The sequence below is a fragment of the Leucobacter chromiireducens genome (assembly GCF_003917135.1).
In the GTDB taxonomy this organism is placed as follows: Bacteria; Actinomycetota; Actinomycetes; order Actinomycetales; family Microbacteriaceae; genus Leucobacter; species Leucobacter chromiireducens_A.
The window spans coordinates 1-23,234 of sequence record NZ_RPDI01000002.1; the positions used below are offsets into that span (position 1 = coordinate 1).

The 23,234-nt window shown below is 70.1% G+C and carries 18 protein-coding genes; 12 read left to right on the plus strand and 6 right to left on the minus strand.

The window, feature by feature from the left end:
• Positions 1-130 precede the first annotated feature (130 nt).
• The 8 genes from glsA (at position 131) to mnhG (ending at position 9,318) form a co-directional block, all read left to right on the plus strand.
• Positions 131-1,162: a glutaminase A gene (gene glsA, locus EGM46_RS01145; protein WP_125098345.1), complete on the plus strand. Its 1,032-nt coding sequence runs from the start codon at positions 131-133 to the stop codon at positions 1,160-1,162.
• A 2-nt stretch (positions 1,163-1,164) separates the two neighbouring features.
• Complete coding sequence (locus tag EGM46_RS01150) at positions 1,165-2,826, plus strand: MFS transporter (RefSeq protein WP_241156111.1); 1,662 nt, start codon at positions 1,165-1,167, stop codon at positions 2,824-2,826.
• A gap of 154 nt (positions 2,827-2,980) precedes the next feature.
• Complete coding sequence (locus tag EGM46_RS01155; RefSeq protein WP_346773385.1) at positions 2,981-5,863, plus strand: Na+/H+ antiporter subunit A; 2,883 nt, start codon at positions 2,981-2,983, stop codon at positions 5,861-5,863.
• Positions 5,860-6,426, plus strand: a complete 567-nt coding sequence (locus tag EGM46_RS01160; protein WP_125098347.1) for a Na(+)/H(+) antiporter subunit C — start codon at positions 5,860-5,862, stop codon at positions 6,424-6,426. Before EGM46_RS01155 ends, EGM46_RS01160 begins: the two co-directional genes overlap by 4 nt.
• On the plus strand, positions 6,423-8,087 hold the full coding sequence (locus EGM46_RS01165) for a Na+/H+ antiporter subunit D (RefSeq protein WP_125098348.1): 1,665 nt from the start codon (positions 6,423-6,425) through the stop codon (positions 8,085-8,087). Before EGM46_RS01160 ends, EGM46_RS01165 begins: the two co-directional genes overlap by 4 nt.
• Complete coding sequence (locus EGM46_RS01170) at positions 8,080-8,640, plus strand: Na+/H+ antiporter subunit E (RefSeq protein WP_125098349.1); 561 nt, start codon at positions 8,080-8,082, stop codon at positions 8,638-8,640. The genes EGM46_RS01165 and EGM46_RS01170 overlap by 8 nt, the downstream gene beginning before the upstream one ends.
• Positions 8,637-8,951, plus strand: a complete 315-nt coding sequence (locus tag EGM46_RS01175; RefSeq protein ID WP_125098350.1) for a sodium:proton antiporter — start codon at positions 8,637-8,639, stop codon at positions 8,949-8,951. The genes EGM46_RS01170 and EGM46_RS01175 overlap by 4 nt, the downstream gene beginning before the upstream one ends.
• A complete protein-coding gene (gene mnhG / locus EGM46_RS01180; RefSeq protein WP_125098351.1) occupies positions 8,944-9,318 on the plus strand; it encodes a monovalent cation/H(+) antiporter subunit G in 375 nt (124 codons plus the stop codon). The genes EGM46_RS01175 and mnhG overlap by 8 nt, the downstream gene beginning before the upstream one ends.
• Before the next feature lie 419 nt (positions 9,319-9,737).
• Here the strand turns inward: mnhG and EGM46_RS01185 are convergent, their stop codons facing one another.
• From EGM46_RS01185 to aceB, 4 genes are all read right to left on the minus strand, one after another.
• Positions 9,738-11,687, minus strand: a complete 1,950-nt coding sequence (locus tag EGM46_RS01185) for a hypothetical protein (RefSeq protein WP_125098352.1) — start codon at positions 11,685-11,687, stop codon at positions 9,738-9,740.
• Positions 11,684-13,546, minus strand: a complete 1,863-nt coding sequence (locus EGM46_RS01190; RefSeq protein WP_125098353.1) for an HSP90 family protein — start codon at positions 13,544-13,546, stop codon at positions 11,684-11,686. The genes EGM46_RS01185 and EGM46_RS01190 overlap by 4 nt, the downstream gene beginning before the upstream one ends.
• Before the next feature lie 10 nt (positions 13,547-13,556).
• Positions 13,557-14,045 (minus strand): YbjN domain-containing protein, encoded by a 489-nt coding sequence (locus tag EGM46_RS01195; protein WP_125098354.1) that lies wholly within the window; start codon positions 14,043-14,045, stop codon positions 13,557-13,559.
• 123 nt (positions 14,046-14,168) lie between these two features.
• Positions 14,169-15,821: a malate synthase A gene (aceB, locus tag EGM46_RS01200; RefSeq protein WP_125098355.1), complete on the minus strand. Its 1,653-nt coding sequence runs from the start codon at positions 15,819-15,821 to the stop codon at positions 14,169-14,171.
• A gap of 151 nt (positions 15,822-15,972) precedes the next feature.
• Here aceB and EGM46_RS01205 point away from each other — a divergent pair, with 151 nt between their 5' ends.
• The 4 genes from EGM46_RS01205 to EGM46_RS01220 all read left to right on the plus strand — a co-directional run bounded on the left by EGM46_RS01205 (position 15,973) and on the right by EGM46_RS01220 (position 19,463).
• Positions 15,973-17,463, plus strand: coding sequence for an XRE family transcriptional regulator (locus EGM46_RS01205; RefSeq protein WP_125098356.1), 1,491 nt, complete (start codon positions 15,973-15,975; stop codon positions 17,461-17,463).
• 126 nt (positions 17,464-17,589) lie between these two features.
• Positions 17,590-18,054, plus strand: a complete 465-nt coding sequence (locus EGM46_RS01210) for an FHA domain-containing protein (RefSeq protein WP_125098357.1) — start codon at positions 17,590-17,592, stop codon at positions 18,052-18,054.
• Between the two features lies 1 nt (position 18,055).
• A complete protein-coding gene (gene ftsR / locus EGM46_RS01215; RefSeq protein WP_125098358.1) occupies positions 18,056-18,733 on the plus strand; it encodes a transcriptional regulator FtsR in 678 nt (225 codons plus the stop codon).
• Between the two features lie 148 nt (positions 18,734-18,881).
• Complete coding sequence (locus tag EGM46_RS01220; protein WP_125098359.1) at positions 18,882-19,463, plus strand: MerR family transcriptional regulator; 582 nt, start codon at positions 18,882-18,884, stop codon at positions 19,461-19,463.
• 93 nt (positions 19,464-19,556) lie between these two features.
• On the opposite strand, the gene EGM46_RS01225 is transcribed toward EGM46_RS01220, so the two are convergent.
• Both EGM46_RS01225 and EGM46_RS01230 read right to left on the minus strand, forming a co-directional pair.
• Positions 19,557-20,396: a ParA family protein gene (locus EGM46_RS01225; RefSeq protein ID WP_125098360.1), complete on the minus strand. Its 840-nt coding sequence runs from the start codon at positions 20,394-20,396 to the stop codon at positions 19,557-19,559.
• 148 nt (positions 20,397-20,544) lie between these two features.
• Positions 20,545-23,223 carry a M1 family aminopeptidase gene (locus EGM46_RS01230; RefSeq protein WP_125098361.1) on the minus strand — a complete coding sequence of 893 codons (2,679 nt, stop codon included), beginning with the start codon at positions 23,221-23,223 and terminating at the stop codon, positions 20,545-20,547.
• Positions 23,224-23,234: the final 11 nt, after the last annotated feature.

Consider the following 23,234-nt stretch of genomic DNA (forward strand, 5'->3'; position numbering starts at 1 on the left):
CAGGGGCCTTTCGTCATTCTCGGGCACACACTAGATTCTTGCCGGAAAACCGGACATGCTGATGCTCAGTACACCACACCTGACGACGCGCTTCCCTGGCGCACCGCCAGCCTCACGGATGGGGGCCCGCGTGTTCGAAGCACACGTGCAAGACATTGCCCAGGAAGCGTTCACCGGCTCGCTGCCGGGAGACGCCCGCGTCGACGCGCTCGTCGTCGCGGCGCACGAGCGCTATCGCGACCATGCGGACGGCGCCGTCGCCGACTACATCCCGATCCTCAGTGAGGCAGATCCCGCCTGGTTCGGGATCACGCTCGCCGGTGTCGACGGCACCCTCCACAGCGTGGGGGACACCGCGGTCAGCTTCTCGATCCAGTCGATCTCGAAGGCATTCATCTTCGCGCTCGCCTGCGATGCTCGGGGCCACGAGTTCGTGCACGACCGCATCGGCGTGAACAACACCGGGCTCGCCTTCAACTCGGTGGTGGCCATCGAACTCAACGACGGCAGCCCCATGAATCCGATGGTCAACGCGGGCGCCATCGCCACCACGGCGCTGCTGCCGGGCGATTCCTCCGATGCGCTTTGGGAGAGCGTGCGCGGCGGCCTGTCGCGGTTCGCGGGACGCGAGCTCGACATTGACGCCGAGGTCTACGGCTCGGAGGCGGAGACGAACCACCGCAACCGCGCGATCGCCACCCTGCTCCAGAGCTACGGCAGGCTCGATCGGGATCCGCTCGCGGCGGTCGACGTCTACACGCGGCAGTGCGCGATCGCCGTCAGCGCCGCCGACCTCGCCGTGATGGGCGCGACGCTCGCCGACGGCGGCGTCAACCCGGTGACCGGCGAGCGCGTCGTCTCGGCGGAGGCCGCACGCGACACGCTCGCGGTCCTTGCCGGTTGCGGCATGTACGAGCGTTCGGGGGAGTGGCTGTTCGAGATCGGGATCCCCGCGAAGTCCGGCGTCTCCGGCGGCATCGTCGCCATCTCGCCAGGCAAGGGGGCGCTCGGCACGTTCTCGCCCCCGCTCGACAGCGCCGGAACGAGTATTCGCGGCCAGCGCGCGTGCGCGTATCTCTCGCGTGCGCTCGGCCTCAACCTGTTTGCCTCAGCCCCCGTGCACGGACGCACCGGGGCGGCGTCGACGCCGAAGGGAAGTTGACCATGTCCACTGCGAATCACCGTGCCACCGCCCCCGACACCGTCCGCGGCATCGCCGCAGCAGACGCGGAGCGCCGATCCTGGGGGCCGATGGTGGGGCTCTTCCTCGCCCAGGTCCTCATGTCCTTCAACGTCGCCGCGCTCCCGATCTCCCTCGGGGGCATGGTGCAGGACTTCGGGGTGCCGCCGACGGTCGCGAGCTCGACGATCGTGATGTACGGCGTCGCCGTCGCCGCCCTCGTCATGACCGGCGCGAAGCTGGGGCAGCGGGTCGGCTGGGTCGCCATCTTCCGCGTGGTGGTGATCGTGTTCGCCGTCTCATCGCTCATGATGATCCTCTCGACGAGCGTGGGCTGGGCGATCGGCGGTCAGGTGCTCGCCGGCGCTGCGGCCGCGATCATCGTGCCGGCGCTCGTGGCACTGATCGCCGAGAACTATCGGGGTGAGCAGCAGGCCACCGCCGTCGGTTCGCTCGGCTCCGCCCGCGCGTTCTCCGGCATGAGCGCGTTCCTGATCGGTGGCACGCTGGGCACGCTCATCGGCTGGCGCCCCATCTTCATGATCACCCTCGCGATCGCCGCGGCGGTGTTCATTCTGAGCTTCACGCTCCGCTCCGATCGCGGGGATCCGACCGTCAAGATCGATCTGCTCGCGTCCGGCCTCATCGGCGCCGCGATCGTGCTCCTCACGCTCGGCTTCAACAACCTGAACGGGTGGGGGATCCTGTTCGCGAAGGACGCCGCCCCGTTCTCGCTCCTCGGCTTCTCTCCCGCCCCCGTGTTCGTGGTGGTCGGGGTGATCCTCGGCCAGCTCTTCTTCGTGCGGACCAGGCAGCGTAAGGCGCAGGGGCGCGTGCCGCTCGTCGACCTCGATGTGCTGCGTCACCCGACGGAGCGCGCCGCGGTGTACGCGATGTTCGTGATCGTCGCGATGGAAGCCGCGGTGAACTTCACGGTCCCGACCTACATTCAGGTCGTACAGGGGCGCACCCCGTTCGACACCTCGCTCGCGATGATGCCGTTCAACCTCACCGTGTTCATCACCGCGACCCTGATCGTGCGCTTCTACCGGCGGTTCCCGCCGCGCACCATCGCGCTCTTCGCGTTCGGGCTCACCACGGCCGCGCTGCTCTGGCTCGCGCTCGTCGTGACCAACAACTGGGAGACCTTCCCGACGATCATCGGCCTCATCGCGTTCGGGATCGGCCAGGGCGCACTCGTCACGCTCGTGTTCAATGTGCTCGTGACGGCCGCGCCGAAGGAACTCGCCGGCGACGTCGGCTCGATCCGCGGCACGACCCAGAACCTCGCCTCCGCGGTGGGAACGGCGGTCATGGGCGCGCTCCTCGTCACCACGCTGAGCTTCGGCGTGACCCAGGCCGTGTCGGATCAGCCCAAGCTCCCGGAGTCGCTCACCGCCCAGGTCGACCTGGGGAACGTGAACTTCGTGAGCAACGACGATCTCCGCGCGCTCCTCGCCGAGACGACGGCCTCGCCCGCGCAGGTGGACGCGGCGGTTGCGCTCAACGAGGAGCAGCGCCTGCGCACGCTGAAGCTGGGCTTCCTGATCCTCGCGGGGGTCAGCGCGGTCGCCGCGCTTCCCGCGTCGCGGCTGCCCAGGTACCGGCCCGAGGAGATCCCGGACGGCAGCCCGGACACCCCCTAACAGGCTGCGGCCCCGGCGCCGGCCGGTTTCGCGCTCCGCTGATTTTTGGGTCCCGCCGCCCGGTGTCGGGATCTCACAGTTCGGGTTCCGATAGGATATTTCCGAACACCACACGACGACCGAACACGATGGAAGCGGGCCGCCAATGGGAGCGATGACGAGTGTGCTTGTCATCCTCGCTCTCGTAGCCGTCATTGCATACCCACTTGTTCGGCGCTTCGGGCGCAACGCCTTCTTCGGCCTTGCCGCGGTGCTCGGCGCCGCGTTCGCGGGGATCCTCGTGCTCGCGCAGCCGGTGCTCGGCGGGAGCGTGGTCACCGAATCCGTGCCGTGGGTGCCCCAGCTGGACCTCACGCTGACGTTCCGCCTTGACACGCTGTCGCTGCTGTTCGCGCTGCTCGTCACCGGCGCCGGGGCGCTCGTGCTCGTCTACTGCGCGCGCTACTTCGACGAGGGCGAGGCCGGCCTCCCGCGCTTCGCCTCCGTGTTCATGGGCTTCGCGACCTCAATGCTGGGGCTCGTGCTCGCCGACGACGTCTTCCTCCTCTTCGTGTTCTGGGAGGGGACGACCATCTTCTCCTTCCTGCTGATCGGCCACGTGACGAGGCTCCGCACCTCGAACGCTGCGGCGCTGCAGGCGCTCATCGTCACGACGCTCGGTGGGCTGGCCATGCTGGTCGGCTTCGTGATCCTCGCGAACGCCGCGGGGAGCTCGCTCCTCTCCGACATCGTCGCTGCAGCCCCCACCGGCCCGGCCGCGCACACCGCGGTGTTCCTCGTGCTCGCCGGCGCGCTGTCGAAATCCGCGATCTTCCCGTTCCACTTCTGGCTGCCCGGTGCAATGGCCGCGCCGACCCCGGTGAGCGCGTACCTCCACGCCGCCGCGATGGTGAAGGCCGGCGTGTACCTCATCGCGCGCATGAACCCCGGCTTCGCCGAGGTCGCGGGGTACCGCGAGACCCTCGTCATCCTCGGCGCCATCACGATGCTCAACGGCGGGATCCGCGCGCTGAAGCAGTTCGACATCAAGCTGATCGTTGCCCACGGCACCGTGAGCCAGCTCGGCCTGCTCGTCATGGTGTTTGGTGTTGGCGACCCGCGCGCCAGCTTCGCCGGTCTCGTGCTGCTTTTTGCGCACGCACTCGCGAAAGCCCCGCTCTTCCTCGCGGTTGGCGCGATCGATCACGCGGCGGGAACGCGAGACCTGCGGCGGCTGAGCGGGCTCGGGCGGCAGCTGCCCGCGCTGAGCGTGATCACGATCGTCGCTGCGGCGTCGATGGCCGGCGTGCCGCCGTTCGTCGGCTTCGTCGCGAAGGAGGCGGCGTTCACCGAGCTGCTCGAGCTCGCGCATGAGCAGCCGCTCGCGGCCGTCGCGTTTGGCGTCGCGGTCGTGGGCAGCATCCTCACCGTCGCGTACATGGCCCGGTTCCTGTGGGGCGCGTTCGCGCGGAAGCCGGACGTCGCCGACTGCGGGCTCGCGCATCGCCCCGATCTCGTGTCGCTCCTCGTCCCCGCGGTCTTTGTGTTGCTGACCGTGCTCGGCGGCGTCTTCGCCCCCGCGGCCGACGGCGTGTTCCAGGGCACGGTGACGGGCGACGACGCCCCCGAGCACCTGGCACTGTGGCACGGCTTCACGCCGGCGCTTGCGGCCTCCGCGGTGGTGCTCGTGCTCGGCCTCCTGCTCGGGAGATTCGTATCCCGCCCGGGGCTCCGCGTGCCGGCGCTCCCGGACCGCTTCTCCGCGTCACACGCGTACTGGCTGGTGACGCACCGGGTGGACAGCATCGCGGTGCGCGTCACCTCGATCACGCAGCGAGGCTCGCTGCCGTTCTACCTCGCCGTGATCCTGATCGTGCTCGTGCTCACGCTGGGTGGCGCGATCCTCACGACCGCCGAGTGGCCGGCCGAACTGACCCTCGTCACCTCGCCCGTCCAGGTGCCGATCGCGATCATCATGATCGTCGCAGCACTGTTCAGCCTGCGCGCGCGCACCCGCTTCCAATCCGTGGTGCTCGTCGGCGTGACCGGCTACGGCATGGCCGCGATCTTCGCGATGCACGGCGCGCCGGATCTCGCGCTCACCCAGGCGCTCGTCGAAACCGTGACCCTCATCGCCTTCGTGCTCGTCATCCGTCGCCTGCCGCAGCGCATCGGCTCCCCGCCAACGAAGCGCGTGCGCTGGGGCCGGGCGCTCATCGGCGTCTCGGTCGGGCTCGTGATCGGGGCGTTCGCGGTGATCGCGCTCGGCTCTCGGATCGCCGAGCCGATCTCGCTGCAGCTGCCCGAGATGGCGTACGCCGGCGGGCACGGTACGAACACCGTGAACGTGATGCTCGTCGACATCCGCGGCTGGGACACCATGGGCGAGCTCTCGGTCATCCTCGCCGCCGCAACCGGCGTCGCCTCGCTCGTGTTCCTGAACACCCGCGCCGATCTGCGCCCCAAGCTCAGCCGCCGCGACGCACGGAGCCAGGCGCAGAAGCACCTGCTGCACGTTGCCGACCCGAGCCACCCGGCAAGCCGGGTGTCCTGGCTGCTCGCCGGTCGGCAGCTGAACCCGGCGCGCCGCTCGATCCTGCTCGAGGTGGTCGTCCGACTCATCTTCCACGCGCTGATCATCCTGTCGCTGTACCTCCTGCTCACCGGGCACAACACCCCGGGTGGCGGCTTCGCAGGCGGCCTCGTCGCCGGGCTCGCCCTCGTGGCGCGCTACCTCGCGGGTGGCCGGCACGAGCTCGGGGCCACCGTGCCCCTCGACGCCGGCCGCATCCTCGGCGTCGGTCTCGCGCTCGCCGTGTCGATGGCGATCCTCCCCATGTTCTTCGGGCAGTCCGCGCTCGCCTCGGCCTGGATCGACGTCGATCTCGGCCCGTTCGGGACGCTGCCGCTCGTCACCTCGACGCTCTTCGACATCGGCGTGTACCTCGTGGTCTTCGGCCTGATCCTTGACGTGCTGCGCAGCCTGGGCGCCGAGATCGATGAACACGAGGAAGCGGAGGCGAACGCGTTCGTTGACGAGGAGGTGACCCGCTCATGACGATGCCGCTGGTACTTGTTGCGGTCATGGTGGTGCTGTACGCCTGCGGGGTGTACCTCATGCTCGACCGCACCCTGACGCGTCTGCTGCTCGGCTTCCTGCTGGTCGGCAACGCGACGAACCTCCTGATCTTCCTCATGTCCGGCTCCTTCGGCACCGCGCCGCTCGTCGGGGCTGGCCCGGCAGACGAGATGAGCGATCCGCTCCCGCAGGCGTTCATCCTGACGGCGATCGTGATCACCTTCGGCGTGAGCGCGTTCCTGCTCGCGCTCATCTACCGCTCGTGGCGCCTTGCGCAGGACCGCACCGACACCGTTCGCGACGACGACAGTGATCTCGAACTCGCCGACGCCGACGAGCTGAGCTCCGACGAGGTCACCGAGGAGGACCTGGCGGATACCCCCGACTACACGGACGACGACGACCTCACCGAGGACGGGCAGGCCGTCGCGGTCCCCGTGCCGATCCCCGGCGTCGACGTGCGCCCCGTCGACGTGCGCCCGCTCGACGAGCCGGGCGCCGGCCCGGGCGATGAGGCCACCACAGGGGAGGGCCGCCCATGACCGCGCTCGTTCCCCTTGTCGTCCTGATCCCGCTCGCGAGCGCCGCGCTCGCCCTCGCGGTGCCCGGTCACCGGCGGCTGCAGCAGGGCATCACGCTGGTCGCCCTGAGCTCCGTGCTGGTGCTGAGCGGCACGCTCATGTGGCTCGTTGACGCCAACGGCGCGCTCGTGATGGAGGTGGGCGGCTGGGCCGCGCCGTTCGGGATCGCCCTCGTGGTCGATCGCGTGTCGGCGCTCATGCTCGCGGTGTCGTCGGTGGTGCTGCTCGGCGTCTTCCTCTTCTCGATCGGGCAGGGCCTCGCCGACGGCGACGAGGACACCCCGGTGTCGATCTACTACCCGACCTACCTCGTGCTGGGCGCCGGCGTCTTCAACGCCTTCATTGCGGGCGATCTGTTCAACCTCTACGTCGGCTTCGAGATCCTGCTCGTCGCCAGCTACGTGCTCATCACGCTCGGCGGCACCGCCCAGCGGATCCGGGCCGGCGTCACCTACGTGGTCGTGTCCCTCGTGTCCTCGGTGCTCTTCCTCGCCGCGATCGCGCTGATCTACGGCGCGACGGGCACGGTGAACATGGCGCAGCTGACGGTGCGCATCGCCGAGCTGCCGAGCGAGGTGCAGCTGCTGCTCAACCTCATGCTGCTCATCGCGTTCGGCATCAAGGCGGCGGTGTTCCCGCTCTCGTTCTGGCTGCCCGACTCCTACCCAACGGCGCCGGCGCCCGTGACCGCCGTGTTCGCGGGGCTCCTTACGAAGGTGGGCGTCTACGCGATCATCCGCAGCCAGACCCTGCTGTTCCCCACGTCGAGCGTTGACACGGTGCTGCTCGTGGTCGCGGGGCTCACGCTCATCGTCGGAATCCTCGGTGCGGTGTCCCAACTCGACATCAAGCGTCTGCTCTCCTTCACGCTGATCAGCCACATCGGCTACATGATCTTCGGCATCGGCATGGCGAACGCCGCGGGCTTCGGCGCGACCATCTTCTACATCGCGCACCACATTATTGTGCAGACCACCCTGTTCCTCGCGGTGGGGCTGATGGAGCGCCACGGCGGCTCGACCTCGCTGTCGAGCCTCGGCGGCATGCTGCGCACCGCGCCGGTGATCGCGGTCCTGTTCTTCATCCCGATGCTCAACCTCGGTGGCATTCCGCCGTTCTCCGGCTTCATCGGCAAGCTCGGGCTCTTCACCGTCGCCGCCGAGCTGGCGACGCCTGGCGCGTACTGGCTGATGGGGATCGGCGCGCTCGTGTCCCTCCTCACCCTGTACGCACTCGCGCGTGCCTGGGTGTTCGCGTTCTGGCGTCCGCGCCGCCGCGCCGAGGCCGAGACCCGCAGCACCCGGAAGCCGAGCACCGAGGCGATGATGCTCCGCGAGCGCGAGGAGGCGCTCTTCGAGCAGCTGCACGACGCGCCGGACGCGTCCCCGCAGCAGGAGCAGAAGGAGATCCCGCGCCTCATGATTGCCGCGACCGCCGGGATGGTGGTGGTGAGCGTCGGGCTGACCGTGTTCGCCGGGCCGCTCTACGCGTACGCTGATCGTGCGGGCGAGAACATGGCAGAGCCCGGCCGCATGGTCGAGCTGGTGCTGGGGGACACGCCCGGCCAGCTGGGCGGCGGCTCGGGCACCACGAGGCCGGGAGGGGAGACCACGCATGACTGAGACCGCAACTCCCCGCGCCGCGCAGAAGATCGCGCTCGGCGTGCGCCTGCACGAGCTGCCACTGCTCGTCGGCCTCGTGACGCTCTGGATGATGCTCTGGCACGAGGTGTCACTCCTCTCCGTCGTGAGCGGGATCGTCGTCGCGATCGTCGTGATGCGCGTGTTCTACCTGCCACCCGTTGAGCTCGCCGGCCGCTTCAACCCCTGGTACGCGCTGCGCTACCTGGGATTCTTCTTCTGGAACCTCGCGCACGCGTCCTGGCAGGTCGCCTACCTCGCCGTGCGGCCGGGGCCAACGCCGCCGACCGCGATCATCGCGGTGAAGCTCGCCACGCGCAACGACTTCATCCTCACCATGGTGGGGCTCACGATCTCGCTGATCCCCGGCTCGCTCGTCGCCGAGGTCGACCGTTTCGAGTCCACCCTGTACCTGCACGTCCTGAACACGCCAACGCAGCGCGCGATCACGAAGATGCGTCGCGACGTGCGGCACATCGAGCGCCTGCTGATCCTCACGCTCGGGTCGAAGCAGGAGATCGGAGCGCTGCGATGAGCCTGGTGATGACGGTGTTGCTGATCGGCGCGGGAATCGGCCTGACCGCGACGGCGCTCGCGGCGATCGTGCGGATCGTGCGCGGTCCGACGATCCTCGACCGCATGGTGGCGTCCGACGTGCTGCTCACCACTCTCATGCTCGCGGTCGGCACGGACATGGTGGTGCGTGGGCACACGGATTCGATCGCGCTGATGACGGTGATCGCTGCGACGGCGACGTTCGCCACGATCGTGGTTGCGCGCTTCGTGAAGCGGCGCTCGGAGCAGCCGCTGCCTGACGAGCCGAGGGAGGGGGCCGGCCATGTCTGATCTCACGTTCTGGGAGCAGCTGATGGATCTCGCCGCGGTGGTGTGCGTCTTCCTCGCGGCGGTGCTGTCGGTCGCCGCGGGGATCGGCCTGCTGCGCTTCCCCGATGTGCTGAGCCGGCTGCACGCGGCGACCAAGCCGCAGATTTTCGGGCTCCTCCTGATCATCGCGGCGATCGCGCTCGACCAGCGCTCCGTGCCAACGCTGCTCGCGCTGGTCCCCGTCTTCGTGTTCCAGTCGCTCACCGCGCCGGTCGCCGCCCACATGGTGGGCCGTGCCGCCTACCGTACGCGGCAGTTGGACGCGAACTCGCTCGTGGTCGATGAGCTCGGCCCGGCGATCGAGCGCAGCGACACGCTGTACGGCTAGCGGCCGGCCCGGCCTCGGCCATCCCGGCTCCGCCGCCTTCACACCGCGAGACTGCTGCCACTTTGATCCGTTGGAGCGTGCCCTAACGGGATCAATCTCTCACCATTTCCGCGCTCCGTTCGCGTCCCAGAGCCCACTCGCGTTCCGGAGCCCGCCCACCGCCCCCCAAGCCCCCCCCCAGCCCCAAGCACCCCAGCCCCAAGGCCCCCATTTTGTTTGAGTCTGATCCGCTGAGGGAAGTCTCAACCGGCTCAAACTCCAACAAAGTTGCAGTTGTGACCGGATCAGGGCGCAGCGGGGCCTCCGACCACCCCGCCCGATTCCAGCCAGGAAACTGCCGCCAGTTTGCGCCGGTTTGGGAACCGATAGCGGATCGGACTCAAACTAAGGGGGGGGCAGGGGGCCGGGGGCGAGGCCGGCTAGAGGTCCGCGATCACGCGGTCCGCGCGGTCGTCCTGGCCACTCGCGCGGAGCAGCTCGATGAGCTCGCTCGCGACGGCCGCACGCGCGTCGCGGACGCGCGCGATCGTGAAGCCCTCGAACGCCGACTCGAGCGCCCACACGGCCTCGCCCGTGTCGCCGGCCTCGCGGTGGAGCTTGCCGGCCAGCCAGAAGGCGTGCGCGGCGTCAGCGACGCGACCGAGCTGCGCGAACTCCTCACCGGCGCGGGTGGCCTCCGCGAGCGCGCGCTCCGGGGTGAGGCCGGTCGGCCGGTGCTCGGGGAGCGCCGCGCCGATGGCACGCGCGAGCACATCGCGGAGCTCCGCGCGTTGGGTGCTCCAGTCCGCGCGCCTGCGCTCGGCAAGCTCCTCGCTCAGACCGGAGCCGTCGAACTCGGTGTACATGTCCAGCTCCTCGGCGGTCGCGGTGAGGTGCGCGGCAGAGTCCGCCATGCGCGCCGCGACCGGGGCCCATGCCGTGAGCACCGCGACCCGCACCTCGGGGTCAGCGTCGCCAGCGCGGAGTCGCGGCACGGCCGCCGCGAAGAGCATGTGCGCCGCTTCCTCGTCCTGGTCCAGGCTGGCGTGCTGGGCGGCCTCAGCGTACGCGACACCCGCGCGGCCCAGCCACCCCTCACCCTCAAGCTGCTCAGCCGCCGCCGCGTAGGCGCGCGCGGCAGCGCCGTGCTGGCCGCGCGCCGCGAGCGTCTCGGCGGTGGCAAGCGCTGCCGCACCGTCGGCGCGATCGGCGCGCTCGCTGCCGTGCTGATCGGTTTCCGCGACCGGGGCCGCCCGCCCGGGAGCGGACACTGGCGGCTCCGTCACCGGCTCCGACACCACCGCAGGCTCCGCCACCGCGGCCGGCAGCGGCGCAGCGACGCGACGCGCCGCGAGCGCCCGCGCGATGCGTCGCGCGTACATGTCGGTGCCGTTGCGGGCGTCGAGGGGGCCGGCGAGGCGCTCAGCGGCGGCCAGCACCCAGGCGTGCAGCTCGGCGACGGTGCGCCACTCGGGCTCGGCGAAGCCGGTCGCGAGCTCACCGCGGTCGAGGTTCGCGGAGAGTCCGGCGAGAACGCCTACGATGAAGCGGAGGTGGAGCGCCGGGCTCGCCCCGCGCCGCAGCGCGTCCGGGTAGTCGCTGCGGAGGATGCGCAACGCCTGCTCGATGCGGCCGCCGCGGGCGAGCATCTCGAAGCCCTGGCCGCGTGCCGCGGGGAAGTCGGTGGTGTCGCCGTCGTCGGCGGCAAGCGCCTGCTTGTGCACCCGCTCGGCCGCCACTGGGTCGCCCTCGAGGAGCAGCGCGAGCGCGAGCGCGTAGCGCGTGCGCGCGGGTTCGAGGTTGCAGCTGTCGCGCTGGGTGCGGCCGAGCGTCACGGCCTCGGCCATGCGGTCGGTGTCGACGAAGAAGTCGACCTGCTGACCGATGGTGCAGGCCGCGCAGTCCTCGAACTCGTCGCGGAGCCCGCTGATCCAGGCGATCCGCTGCGCCTCGGCGTCGGCGCGGCCGGCGTGCCACGCCCACCGGAACCAGCTCATGCGCACGGAGGAGAGGCCGTGGCCGGCGAGCGTGAAGCGGCGCTCCATGTCCGCGAGGAATGCCTCGGCCTGGGCTGCGGTGATCTGCGGGTACTCGGGCAGGTCGGACGCCACCCACTTGAACTCCCAGAACAGGTTCTGCTCGTCTGCGGCGTCGAACAGCTCGGGGCTCTCGTCCCAGAGCCGCAGCGCGCGTGCGAACACCACGAACGACTTCGCCCCGTCGTCGGCGAAGGAGTACGCCTCGACGAGGTCGAGCAGCGCCTCGGCGAGGTACGCTTTGGGGCCCTCCGCTTCGACGCGCCGGGTGAGCGCCTCGGCTGCCGCGGTGCGCGCGGTGCCGTACGGCATGCGCCGAATGCGGTCGAGTTCGCGTGCGGTTTCCTGCGTCACGGTGTGTCCTCCTGTGCGGTCGCGGTCTGGCCCAGTGCGGAATCGAGGAGCACGCCGAGCGCCCCGGCGAGCGCGGCGGACTCGGCGCCGCGCAGCCCCTCGCCGGCGAGCATCACGGCGGAGAGGTAGAGCGAGCGGAGGCCCGCCTCGAACACGTCGCCGTGCGGGGCCGCGAGGAGGCGGCGCGACACCGCCGAGTCGTCGTTCAGTACGAGCGTGCGACTGCGCGCCGGACCCTGCTCCGCGAAGGCGTCGAGCAGGCCGCCCCAGAGCTCCGGCGTCGCCGCGCGCTCGCGGTCGCGGTCGCGGCGGTGCTCGCCCTCCGCATCGCGGAGCAGGATGGCCGGCACGTCGGCCGGGGCGAAGCTGCGCACGATCACGTCGCAGTCGTCGGCGGTGAGGAGCTCGCGCGCGTGCGCCACGGCGTCGGCGACCTGCCACTCGCGCTCCAGCGACGGGACGCCGAGCGTGTGGACGAGGTCCGAGCTCTCGAGCTCGCGCACCCGCCAGTCGGATCGGCGTCCAAGCCGTGCGAGCAGGTCGGCGTCGTACACGTAGCCGGCGTTCAGCACGACGAGGCCCTGGGCGCGCGCGACTGCGGCGACGCGGCGGTATGCCTCGGTGGTGGTGGTGTACACGATCTCGGCGCTCTCGGCCCCCTCGGCCCCCTCGGCACGGAGCTCGGCAAGCGTGCGCTGGCCGTCGGTGGTCTCGAACGGCAGGATCTGGGTGATGAGGTCGAGCATCTCGGGATCGGTGAGCGCGAGCCCGCGAAGCGCGAGGTGATGGGTGCCGATGACGGCGCGCGCGAGCGGGGACCCGCTCCCGAGCTCGGCGAGCGCCCACTGCTTCAGCTGCCCGCCGATCGCCTCGCGAACGCCGAGGAGCACCTCGTCGTCGTGCAGCTGCTCGCGCGATGCGGTGGGGGAAAGCGTGTCGGTGTCGAGCACGGCGCGCACGAAGAACGCCCACTCGGGGAGCACACGGTCGACGCGCGGGCCGAGGAGCATGCGCTTCGTGTACACCCGGTGCTGCCCGGCGCCGGGGGAGACCGCCTGCGGCAGGATGAAGGCGACGCCGCTCACCCCGGCGAGTTCGAGCTCGAGATCGATCGCGCCGAGCGGGGTGAAGCCGAACGTGCGCTCGCAGTACGCGGCGAGCGCCTGCGCTCGATCGCGGGTGCGCGCGTACTCGACCCGCCAGGGGAGCTCGGGCTCGGTGACGCGCACCCACGCGCGCTCGGAGCCGTCGATGGTCGCTCGGACCGCGATGTCGAAGGGGAGCAGCGAACCGTACTCGCGGGCGAGCGCGAGCACGGTGTCGTGGCCGAGCCAGTGCCCGGCGTCGGCGCGCGCGGTGAGCCGCACGCGAGTGCCGACGGGCACCGGCTCGCCACCCGCAGGCACCTCGGTGACGTCGAAGGTTCCCTCCGCTCGCCCCTCCCACCGGATCGCTGGGGCGCCAGGCTCGACGGAGCGCGAGACGACCTCGATGCGATCCGCCACCATGAACGCCGCGAGCATGCCGATGCCGAACTGGCCGATGAACTCGGCCCGGCCGAGGCCGAAGTCTGCGTCGCGCTTCGACGAGCGGCCGATCGTCGCGAGCAGCTCGGTGGCCTGCGCAGCGGTCAGCCCAACGCCGGTGTCGACGACCTCGAGGGTCTCCCGCCCGGCAGCGTCAACGCCGGAGGTGATGCGGATCTGCTCGGGCGCGCCAACCTCCAGCGTGCGCCGCGCGGTCACCGCGTCGACGCCGTTCTGGATCAGCTCACGCAGGTAGACCTGCGGCCCCGAGTAGAGGTGTCTGGAGAGGAGGTCGACCATGCCGGAGAGGTCGACCTGGAACCGTTCGGTCATGTGGTGCCGCTCAGTCCTCTGGCTGGTACTCGGCCCAGGTCTCCGGGAAGACCTCGTTGACGTGCTCGTAGAACGACATGCCGGTGTTCACCGCGCAGAGCAGCTGCTGATCGAGCTGTCCGTCGGTGATGCCCTGCTCGTAGTCGACATTGTGCTCGGTGTGCACGCGCACGAAGCCCTCATCGTCGAGCCGGGCGTAGGTCTTGGGCCAGAGCTTCTCCGCGTTCCAGGCGTTGCACGTCTCGATCGCCTTCGCCAGCTCCGCGGCCTGCAGCTTGCCGCGCCAGTTGCCCCGGATGCAGAGCAGCTCCTCCTCCTTGCCGCTCAGGAAGAAGAAGAACGACGCGTACTCCCAGCCGCCCCCGATGTCGCCGTCGGAGTCAACGCTGTACGACCACCCCGCGCGCTCGAGGCCCGCCTTGATGCGATCCTTGGAGATGGGGGACAGTGCGTCCCCGCCGCCGACCGCCGGGGTGCTGTCTTTCGTGAAGAATCCCATGTTCGTGCTGTCCTCTCGTCGGGATCGTGTGATTCGAGGATGGCACATGCCACCGACACACGAAAATGCGCGGTGCCCTGCGGACCCGAAGATCCGTAGGGCACCGCGCACCCGGATGTGCGGTTACGCGTCAACCAGGTAGCGGCTGTACGCCGGCACCGTCAGGAAGGTCGGGAAGTCGTCCCCGAGGGCCACGTCGGCGAACAGCTCGGCAGCGTCGTCGAAGCGATCCCCCGCGAAGCGCTCGAAGCCCGCCACCGTCTCGCGCAGGATCCCCGACACCCACTCGCGGGTGATGCGGGTGCCCTCGGCGGTCGACTGATCCTGGTGGATCCACTGCCAGATCTGCGAGCGGCTGATCTCGGCGGTCGCCGCGTCCTCCATCAGGTTGTCGATCGCGACCGCGCCGTTGCCGCGCAGCCACGCCTCGATGTAGCGGAGGCCGATCGACACGTTCTCGCGCACCCCAGCCTCGGTGATGTCGCGGCCGATGTGCACGTCGAGCAGCTGCGCCGCGGTCACGCGCACGTCGTCGCGCTGTCGCTCCACCTGGTTGGGGCGGTCGCCGAGCACCGCGTCGAACTCGGCCTGCGCCACCGGGATCAGGTCGGGGTGCGCCACCCAGGTGCCGTCGAAGCCGTCGCCGGCCTCGCGCTGCTTGTCCGCGCGCACCTTCTCCTCGGCCCGCGCCGTGACCTCGGCGTCGCGGCGGTTCGGGATGAAGGCGCTCATGCCGCCGATCGCGTGCGCCCCGCGCTTGTGGCACGTCTGCACGAGCAGTTCGGTGTACGCGCGCATGAATGGCACCGTCATCGTGACCTCGCTGCGGTCCGGGAGCACGAAGCGCGCCCCGCGGCCGCGGTAGTTCTTGATGATCGAGAAGATGTAGTCCCAGCGCCCGGCGTTCAGCCCGGCGATGTGATCGCGCATTACGTAGAGGATCTCCTCCATCTCGAAGGCCGCGGGCAGCGTCTCGATGAGCACCGTCGCGCGGATCGTGCCGTGCGCGAGCCCCAGCTGCTGCTCGGTGAAGGTGAAGATGTCGTCCCACAGCTTCGCCTCCTCGCTCGACTCGAGCTTGGCGATGTAGAAGTAGGGGCCGTGGCCGCGCGCCACGAGCTCCTGCGCGTTGTGGAAGGCGTAGAGCCCGAAGTCGACGAGGCTGCCGGACGCGGCGCCCGACTGGCCCTGCGCGTCGGTGAACCGCATGTGCTTCTCCACGAGGTGCCAGCCGCGCGGACGCATCACGATGGTCGGCGTCGTCTCCGCGGTGATGCGGTACTCCTTGCCCTCGGGGCTCGTGTACTCGAGCTGGCCGCGGATCGCGTCGAACAGGGACAGCTGGCCGCCGATGACGTTCTTCCAGGTGGGGCTCGTTGCGTCCTCCTGGTCGGCGAGCCACACCTTCGCCCCGGAGTTCATCGCGTTGATGGTCATCTTCGGGTCGGTCGGGCCGGTGATCTCCACGCGACGGTCCTCAAGCCCGGGACCCGCCCCAGCGACGCGCCAGCTCGCATCCTCGCGAATCTGGCGGGTGTCCTCGCGGAACTTCGGATCGCGCCCGTTGCCGATCTCGTAGCGCCGACGCTGGCGATCCGCGAGCCGCTCGTGGCGGGTGCTCGCGAAGCGGTGATGCAGCTCGGTGAGGAACGCGAGCGCGTCTGGCGTGAGGATCTCTTCGCTGCGTGCGAAGGCGGTGCCGGTGATCTCGATGCGAGGGCCGAAGGAGGGGGTGGCGGTCTGCGACTGCTGCTGAGCCGCCTGCGTGGTGGTCATGATGCGTCCTTTGCGGTGAAGTGGCTCCGACGGTGGAGCTCGGGTACTTCCATCTTTGGGGCTGTCGGGGGTACCACACCGCACGTTCCGGGGGAGAAGATTCGCAGTATTTCTGCTTGCTGAAAGAATGCGGAGGTGAGAGGCTGGGCGCATGACCTCACTCGCCACCCCGCTCGCGCCCACAGCCGGCCTCGACGCCGAGCCCGAGGACGGGGGAGACGCGCTCACGCTCGGCCGCCGCGTGCGCGAGCGCCGCACCGAGCGCGGCATGACGCTCGAGCAGCTCGCCGCGGCGGTCGACCGTGCGCCCTCGCAGCTCTCCGCGATCGAGAACGGCAAGCGCGAGCCCCGGCTGCCGCTGCTCCGCGCGCTCGCCGCAGCGCTCGGGGTGACCGTTGATGAGCTGCTCATCGACGAGGCGCCGAGCGAGCGCGCGGCGCTCGAGATCGCGGTGGAGCGCGCGCAGCGCGGCACTGTGTTCGGGTCGCTCGGGATCCAGCCGATCCGCGTGTCGAAGGCCACGAGCGACGAGACGCTGAAGGCGATTCTGGGGCTGCACCAGGAGGTCGAGCGGCTGCACCGTGAGCGAGCTGCGACCCCCGAGGAAGCGCGCCGCGCGAACACCGAGCTCCGCGCCGAGATGCGCGTCGCGGGCAACTACTACCCCGAGCTGGAGCGCGCGGCGTCCCAGTTGCTCGACAGCGTCGGCTACACGGGCGGCCCCGTGTCCCAGCAGACGACCTCGAGCGTCGCGGAGAAGCTCGGCTTCAGCCTGCACTACGTCTCGAACATGCCGCACTCGACGCGCTCGGTGATCGACCGTCGGAACGGGCGTATCTACCTGAGTAGCAACCTCCCGTCGCGTGACGCGCGTGCGCCGATCCTGCGCGCGCTCGCGAGCCTCGTGTGCGGGCACGAGGAGCCGCGGAGCTACGGCGATTTCCTGCGGCAGCGCGTCGAGGCGAACTACCTGGCCGGCGCGGTGCTGCTGCCGGAGGAGGCGGCCGTCGAGCACCTCGCCGCCGCGAAGAAGCAGCGCCAGATCTCGATGGAGGATCTGCGCGATGCGTTCGGGGTGTCCTACGAGATGGCGGCGCACCGCTTCACGAACCTCGCGACCGAGCGGCTCGGCCTGCAGGTGCACTTCATGAAGGCGCACGAGTCCGGCACGTTGATCAAGGCCTACGAGAACGACGGCGTGCGGTTCCCGTCCGACGCGCTCGGCAACTTCGAGGGCGCGATGGTGTGCCGCAACTGGACGGCGCGCACGATCTTCAGCCAGCCGGATCGCTTCAACCCCTGGTACCAGTACACGGATATGGCTGCGGGGGGCACGTACTGGTGCACTTCGCGCGTCGAGAAGGCGAAGGAGGGCCTGTACTCGGTGAGCGTCGGGGTGCGCTTCGAGGACGTGAAGTGGTTCCGTGGCCGCGAGACGCCGCATCGCTCACAGTCGTTCTGCCCGGACGATCGGTGCTGCCGGCAGGCGTCGACCGAGCTCACCGCGAAGTGGGAGGCTGCCGCGTGGCCGGAGGCCGCGACGCCGACGAGCCTGCTCGCCGCGCTCCCGACCGGCACGTTCCCCGGCGTCGATTCGAACGAGGTCTACGCATTCCTTGAGCAGAATGAGCGCAACTCATAGCACGCCTCACGGAACGCTGCCGTGAATTCGCTCGGCGAGGTGCGCCGCGCCCACTCGCTGCGATAGCGTAGAGGGACTGAGCCGCCCGGCTCACCGAAGCCCCGAGCAGTAGGAGTGGGTGAGCACGTGAACACCGAGAATCACGCCCGTCGCGCCGACAACACCGAGGTGCGCGCAACGCAGCAGTTCCGTGAGGATTTGGGGGCGATGATTCGCTCACGGGCGACGGACCTGACCATTGACGAGCGCGAAGCGGTCGAGGCGCTTCCCTCGGGCGCCGCACTGCTCGTGGTGCGTCGCGGGCCGGATCTCGGGGCGCGCTTCCTGCTGGATCAGGAGGTCACGGTTGCCGGCCGTCACCCGGCCGTCGATATCTTCCTCGACGACGTCACGGTCTCGCGCCGTCACGCGGAGTTCCGCCGCTCCGGCACCACGTTCTCGGTTGCCGACAAGGGCTCACTGAACGGGACCTTCTGCGACGGGGATCGCATCACGGGAGAAGTGGTGCTCGAGGACGGCGTCGAGGTGCAGGTGGGCAAGTTCCGCTTCACGTTCTTCGCCTCGCGGTTCGACCTCGCAGAAGGCGCGTGAGATGACGGGCGCGGCAGCACGCCAGCCCGTTTCCGGCCTCCTCAGCATCGGCCAGGTGCTGTCGTACCTGGCCGTCGACTTCGCTGATCTGTCGCCGTCGAAGCTCCGCTTCCTTGAGGAGCAGGGGCTCGTGACGCCCGAGCGAACGAAGTCGGGGTATCGGAAGTTCTCGCAGGCGCACATCGAGCGGCTGCGACTCATCCTCACGCTGCAGCGGGATCACTACCTGCCCCTGAAGGTCATCGCCGAGGTGCTGGACGAGATGGATCAGGGCCGCGACCCGATCATCCCCGGCGCCGCGCGGCGCAGCGCGTCGAGCATCCTCTCGCCGAAGCGTGTCCTGAGCAGCGACGAGCTGTGCCGCTCGACCGGTGCGAGCACGCGGTTTCTTGGCGAGGCGATCGCGGCCGGGCTGCTCCCGGCGGCCGAGGTCTTCCCGCACGACGCAGTGGCGCAGCTGACCGCGCTGCTTCGGCTCGCCGAGCGGGGGATCACCCCGCGCCACCTCCGCTCCGTCCGCGTTGCGGTGGAGCGCGAGGCCGAGCTGATCTCGCGCGCGGCGTCCACCCGGGGCGTGAAGCGTGGCACCCCGGCGGGCGACGAGGAAGCCCTCGAGTTTGCCGGCTATCTCGACACGGTGCGATCCGGCGTGTTGCGGCGGGCAATTTCCGGGGCCTGAGCTGGGCCAGATCCGCGTCGTTTCAACCTTCAAGTTCAGCATGAAGGCGACACGGGGAAAATGACGCTCCACGGTCGTTGCACGGGGCTGTGCGTGTGGGTAGCGTTGGGGGAGTTGGGCGCGCTCGCGTCCCCGAGAAAGGAACTCAATGAAGGACACGCAGCACCCGGTGGGGGAAGACGGTTCTTCGCAGACTCTCGGGGAGTCCATCGCGGACGATCTGCTGTTCGACGACGGCCTGCCGCGGCCCAATCAGGACGGCGGCTTCAAGGGCGCAACCGCGGCCCGCGCGGCCGGCATCAGCTACCGCCAGCTCGACTACTGGGCGCGCACCGGGCTCGTTGAGCCGACCGTGCGCGGTGCGGCTGGCTCGGGTTCGCAGCGCCTCTACGGCTTCCGCGACATCCTCGTGCTCAAGCTCGTGAAGCGCCTCCTCGACACCGGCATCTCGCTGCAGCAGATCCGCACCGCCGTCGCGCAGCTGCACGAGGCCGGTGTTCACGACCTCTCGCAGACCACGCTCATGAGCGACGGCGCCGGCGTCTACCTGTGCACCTCGAGCGACGAGGTCATCGACCTCGTGAGCCGCGGCCAGGGCGTGTTCGGGATCGCGGTCGGCAAGGTGCTCCGCGAGGTCGAGACCTCGCTCGTCGACATGGACGAGCATCGCGAGCAGGCGGCGTCCGTCGACGAGCTCGCTGCGCGCCGCGGCACCCGCAAGATCTCCTAGCGTTCACCGGTCCATCGCCGGGCGGTGGTGCCGAGAAACGCGTGAAGCCCCCTGCCTCGGCAGGGGGCTTCACGCGTGTGCGAGTGTGTGCGCCTAGTCGGTCACGGTGGTGGCCTGTGCCGGCGCCTTGCCCGAGCGGGCGGCGTCCATGCCGGCGCTGCGCAGCACGCGGTCGAGGATCAGGTCGAAGTTGCCCGCCATCTCCTGCGACTGCTCGCCCGGCCACATGTGCACGGGCTTCGCGGCGCCCTGCGCCTGCTGCAGGGAGGGCCGCTCGGGCAGCTGCGGGGTGAGCACGAGCGGGCCGAACATCTCGCGGAGCTCGCGGATGCGGAACTGGTGCTCCATCGACTGCGGCTGCGTGCGGTTGATCAGGATCCCGAGCGGCTGGAGGCGCGGGCTCACGCCGCGGCGGATCTCCTCGATCGCGCGGAGCGCGCGGTCGGTCGCCGCGACGGCGAACAGGCTCGGCTCAGCGACGACGAGCACGCGGTCGCTCGCAGCCCACGCGGTGCGCGTGAGCGCGTTGAGCGAGGGCGCGCAGTCGATGAGCACGAGATCGTACTCGGACTCGACGATGGCGAGCGCCTCCTCGAGCTTCCAGATGTCGCGCGCCGACGGGTGCGGGCCGTCGAAGTTGATGGAGGAGGGGCTGCCGACCATCAGGTCGATCGTGCCGCCCTCGTGGTAGTCGTTCCACCCGCTGTGCGCGATGGCCGCGCGCACGGTCTTCTCCTTCGGGCTCTCGAGCACGTCGGCGACGTTGAGGAACCCCTCGGGGTTCACCGCGAGGCCGGTGGAGACGTCGGACTGGGGGTCGAAATCGACGACGAGGGTGCGCAGACCGCGCGAAAACGCTGCCGACGCAAGACCGAGGGTCACCGTGGTCTTTCCGACGCCACCCTTGAGGGAACTCACACTCAATACATGCACAGGACGAGTTTAGTCGATCTGCCCTGGACGCGAGCTAGTGCGAGTATTTCGTGCTCGCGCAGAGCGGAATTCCGGGGCCCATGCGGACACCCGTGCGGGCCGCGGGATCAGGCAGCACGCCACGATCCCACGGCCCGCCAGTGAGGCGCTAGTTGCGCTCAGCCGCGTCGTCCCGTCGCCGCAGCCGCGTAGCGAGCAACACGCCGCCAGCGAGGAGCAGCACCGCGCCGACCGCCGTGGCCGCGAGCGGCAGCGTGCCACCGGTCGTCGCGAGTCCCGGTTGCTCGATCAGGATCGGCCCCCAGCCGATCACGGTCCCGTCGGCGCGCGCGATGGCGAGGCGGTGCGCGCCGAGCTCGGCGTTCGCCGGGATCGTGAGCCGCAGCTCGCCCTGCGCATCGACGCGGAGCGATCCGAGGTGTGCCGGCGAGGAGAAGAGCCAGCCCTCGACGGTGCTGCCCGCGAGCGACGCGCCGACGCCGACGGTGATCTGCTCGCCGGGGCGCACGGTGCCGGGGAACGTGATCAGGCCCTCCAGCGCGGCGGTGAGCGCGGCCGCGTCCGGCGCGACGGGCGCTGCGGTGCCGGGATCCGTGCCCGGATCCGTGCCCGGATCAGTTCCGGGATCCGTGCCGGGGTCCGGCGCCGCGACGACCTGCGCGGTCGCTTCGCTCACGCGGGTGACCGGGAGGAAGTGCTCCTTCGTGCCGGTGACCGCGACGGTGATGGTCTTGCCGAGCGCCGATGCGTCCACGGCGAACGTCGCGCCGCTCGCATCGGCCACATCCGCGCCGCCGATGGCCCACTGGTAGCTGAACGCCGTGCCCGCTGGCCAGCCAGCGGTCTTCGCGGTGAGGGTCTCGCCGACGCGCGCGGTCCCCGCGATTGTCGGCACGGGTGCCGGGGAGATCTCGTATTCAGCGACCGCGAGTTCGGTGCTGCACTCGGCGCAGGTGCCGCCGAGGGTGGCGACCTCGGCCGTCGCGCCGATGGTGCCGCCCGATGCGGTGTCCGCGACCGTCGCGGCGAACGTGATCGTCGCGTCCGCGCCGGTCGCGGTGGCTGGCACCTGCCAGCTGAGGGTCGTGCCGTCGCGGCTCAGACCAGCGGGGAGATCCGCGAGCGTCGCACGCTCGAGCAGCGAGCCTGCGTCGACGGTCACGACGGACGTCGCGAGGGGCACGAACCCGGTGTTCTTCGCGGTGAGGGTGTACTCGACCTGCTCGCCGCGCGACAGCGCCGCCGAACGCTCCGGCGTGGTGAGGCTCACCGTGAGCTTCTCCGGCCACGCCGGCTTGCCCGGTTTCATCACCCAGTCGTGCCAGAAGGCGTCGAGGTCGCGGCCGGAGCGTTCCTCGGCGAGCGCCAGCAGTTCGGCGCCCGAGACGCTCTGTCCGCCGTAGCGAGCCTGCCACTCGGCGACGACGTCGAAGAACGCCTCGTCGCCGATGCTGATCTTCAGCGCCTCCCAGAACTGCGCGCTGCGCGTGTACGTCTGGTAGCCGTAGAGGAACTTGGAGTCGTTCTGTGCGCCGGGCGGGATCTGCCAGTTCGTGGAGCTCGCTGCGGTCCCATTCCAGGACTCGAAGTAGCTCTGCTCGGTCGACTTGCCCGAGCCGAAGCCGGCTGGGCTGTTGTAGTGCGTCGGACCCCAGGTCGCCATCCCCTCCGCGATCCAGATGTCGGTCCACGTGGTGGGGGAGACGTTGTTGCCGTACCACTGGTGCACGAGCTCGTGGATGAGCGTGTTCCCTGCGACCGATCGCGCGGTGGGGAAGAACGAGCGGTCCTGCGTTTCGAGCGCGTAGTTGATCTCCGGCGGCACGGTGTCGACCACGACGCCGGTGCTGTTGCCAGGGTACGGACCGTAGACCCGCTCGAGATTCTGCGTGATCTCCTGGAGCTGGGCGATCCGCGCGCGCACGGTCGCCTTGTTCGAGTCCGAGAGCGTTGCATCGATGAACGACCAGCTCGGGATCGTCCGGCCGTCGCGCAGCTGCACGTTGCCCTCAACAATCTCGTAGCGCCCGATGCCGATGATCACGAGCTCCGAAGCCATCTGCTTTTGCTGCACCCACTTCCAGGTGGTGCGGGTGCCGTCCGCGGACGGCGTGCGTGAGGCGAGCTCGCCGTTACTCACCGCGGCCGCGGGCATCGGATCGGAGCCGTCGGCCGCAGCGAGCGTCGAGGGGATGTCGAGCGTGAAGGTGTACGTCGCCTTGTCCGCCGGGGTGTTGTTGTGCGGGAAGCCGGCCATCATGCCGATCGGCTGGCCGAGCAGCATCGCGCCGTCGCTCGTCGCGCTCCAGCCCTCAGCCGCGCCGTCCTTGTCGATGTGCGTCACGGGGACGCCGTGGTAGGTGACGGTCGTGGTGAACTCGCCGGACACGGCCACCGCGGGGGTGACGATCAGCTTGAATGTGATCGCGCCGGGGTCGACCTCACGCCGCCACTCGGCCGGCTGGCCGTTGACCGTCACGGAGTCGACCTCCATGCCCTCGAAATCGAGCGAGAACGAGCGCAGCGGTTGCTCGGCGCGGGCGGTCATCGTGGTGGTCGCGGAATCGATGCGGCCGGCAACGAGCGGGCCGGTCTGCACCTCGTCGGGCGTCCAGGCGAGCGAGACGTCGTAGTTCAGCGCGTCGTAGCCGCCGTTGCCGACGTTCGGGACGACGGGGTCGCCCGAGGTGCGCGGGCCGTCGATCGCCGTGTCGGCGAAGGCGGCTGGCGCGGGGAGCGCGAACAGGCCGGCGGCGAGCGCGAGCACTGCGGCGAGTGCAATGGGGCGGCGTGCGCGCACGCCACCTCCCGGTGTGATGAGTGTCATGTGTTCCTTCG